This window comes from Dehalobacter sp. (genome assembly GCA_023667845.1).
Taxonomy (GTDB): domain Bacteria; phylum Bacillota; class Desulfitobacteriia; order Desulfitobacteriales; family Syntrophobotulaceae; genus Dehalobacter.
The window spans coordinates 1-2,477 of record JAMPIU010000186.1 but is presented as its reverse complement, the minus strand read 5'-3'; the positions used below and the strand labels follow the sequence as shown (position 1 = coordinate 2,477).

The 2,477-nt window shown below is 44.2% G+C and carries 2 protein-coding genes and 1 pseudogene; all 3 read right to left on the bottom strand.

The annotated features are described in order from the left end of the window. A pseudogene (locus tag NC238_15565) lies at positions 1-125 on the bottom strand (ATP-binding protein). 306 nt (positions 126-431) lie between these two features. Beyond that, on the bottom strand, positions 432-1,118 hold the full coding sequence (locus NC238_15560) for a hypothetical protein (protein MCM1567323.1): 687 nt from the start codon (positions 1,116-1,118) through the stop codon (positions 432-434). A gap of 772 nt (positions 1,119-1,890) precedes the next feature. After that, positions 1,891-2,477: ATP-binding protein (locus NC238_15555; GenBank protein ID MCM1567322.1), on the bottom strand; the 587-nt coding region annotated here is incomplete at its 5' end.

The following is a 2,477-nucleotide window of genomic DNA, read 5'->3' as shown; positions in this document are numbered from 1 at the left end:
TGCAGGTGAATATCGATGCGGTCCAAGAGCGGACCAGAAATCCTTTTTTGGTAAGTACTGATCGCAGCAGGCGCGCAGGTGCATTGGCGCAAAGTGTCGCCAAAATAACCACACGGGCAGGCGTGTGGTTCAATATGAAGGCAAGTGTACAATAAAAAAGCCAATAGAGTTTGATTAGTTGGATTTATTTTATTAATATATAGATCTGATTATTGCAATAATGAGAAGAAACGTTATCTCGGTTTTTTTAATTGTTTAAATGTAAACCACCTGATTCAAAGTCAGAAGACATCTTGTCCACAGCGTATCACAGCGTCCATTATGTCAACACATTTCACAAATTTAGCGGATTTTTGTCCAAACTGTCCATTGTGACCACAACGTATCATTGGCTCTGCGCCACAATTTTAGCACTTCATAGTGTGCCTCCTTTATTTACCGTGGTAAGTGATCGTGATAGGTACATTCGGCATATATACATTGCCGCCAGACATAATTTTATTTCCGTTTACTATTATTGATTCAATCTTCCCAGGCTTGGTTAATAAGCCGAGGGTCAGGTCATGCTTATTAATACAGTTGATGTTTGTAAAGCCGGCATTGGCAAGCGTTGAACGGGCTGTTTCGTAGTTTTGCTCGGTAAACGGTTCCAGCGCTTTGGGGAATTTGACGCCACCACTGCTAAATAGTACTCTATCATTTTCCTTTTCCGGGAGAAGCTTAAAGATTAAGTAGCCGCCCCCACCGATGACGGGTCCGCCCAAGTAGAACAGCATTAAAAATCCGTTTGTAAAATCATCCTTAAATGCAATCATCACAACACAAATGATAATGATTACGAGAGAAAGAATGAGCCATATTCCGGTCAGCACCTTTTTTAAGCCACTGCCTTGTGTGTTCATTTTCTCGGCCATATCAAGTTCACGCATACGAGCCATGCGGTCAGTTTCGGCCTGCTTAACCCCAGCCTCATCAATGTGCCGATGTATATACTCGTTTTCGTTGGTCATAATTATTTTGCTGCCGCAGTAGGAGCAAAACATCTGCTCTCTGCCTTCTTCAATAGGCAAACTTGCACCACAGTTGGGGCATTTTACCGAATTATTAGTAATTGCCATTTATATCTTTCCTCATTATTTGTGTTTTGATTAAATCTTATTGTGAAAATTCCCTCCGGGTCAATAAGAGAAAGGTTCGCTGTTTGAGAACTAAACATTTCGTTATCAATTCATAATAAAATATTACTGAAATTCCACGTCAACAAAAATTTTACACCATTTTTTACCCAAACGGGTGAAACTGTTGGCGATTTCTTCTTTCTGCTCACATCTGGCTTTATAGTGAACAAATTATTAGCTGAAATTCACTCAAAAACGAATTTCATTTCTGAAGTGGGCGTTTCAGTATCCTCATTGACCTGACCCCATGAGTTGTAACAATCTTTATGTTAGTCCAACCCGCGAAAATTGAGCAGTTGAATCAGAATAGCTGCTAGTAAAGGGGGAGAGTAACACTTTGTTCCCTCAGGTGTCATCAATCACGGGTTGCCCGTTGATTTGTTCCAGAACCCAGTGGGTATCAGTTAGCGCTAAAGAGGTGGTTTTTCCCTTGACGCTGCAAGCTGTCACGAACACAGCCATCACCAAAAGAATAGTTGAAATTTTGTTTTCATCTTCTTGAATCTGAATGCAATTAGCTTCTTATCGATAATTGACATATAGGGCGTTTGGGATATTCTAAAAGTTCCTATTGACAGCCAGTTAACCTTTTCTCGAATTTAACGATTGTGGTTTATCTTTAGCAACATGGCAAATCGGTTGGGAATCTTCGGGTAGATCGCGTACTTGGCGAGCATTTCACCACAATCGATTTTTGTCGATCCAGAGAAAACTATTCTTCTTCCGCCTGGCGGTATTGGAGGGATTCGGCAAGATGTTCGGACTTGATGTCCGGGTCGCCTGCAAGGTCAGCGATTGTCCTCGCGAGTTTCAGAACACGGTGGTAGCCGCGGGCGGTCAGCTTCAGTTGGCGCATGGCGGCTTTCATGAGCGCTTCCCCGTCCGGCGACACCTGGCAATAGGTGCGGATCTCTTTGGGGGTCATGTCCGCGTTTGAGGTAAGCTTTGTTCCGCTGAAGCGAGCTAATTGGTGCTGCCTGGCAGCTTCAACGCGCATCCTGATCTGGCTGGAGGGCTCGCCGGTCCGCTGGCTGCTGAGCTTCTGGTAATCTACACGCGGCACCTGCAAATGAATATCAATCCGGTCGAGTAATGGTCCCGAGATGCGTTTTTGGTAATTAGTGATGACCGACTGGGCGCAGGTGCAAGCCCGCAGTTTGTCGCCATAATACCCACAAGGGCAGGGGTTCATCGCTCCGACCAACATGAAATTTGCCGGAAAAGTGAAAGATCCCTGAGCACGGCTGATTGTGACGACCTTATCTTCCAGGGGTTGCCGTAAAACTTCAAGGATGCGTT

Bases quoted from the DNA above. Each gene is read 5' to 3' on its own strand.
- NC238_15560 (MCM1567323.1), bottom strand. From the start codon at position 1,118: ATGGCAATTACTAATAATTCGGTAAAATGCCCCAACTGTGGTGCAAGT.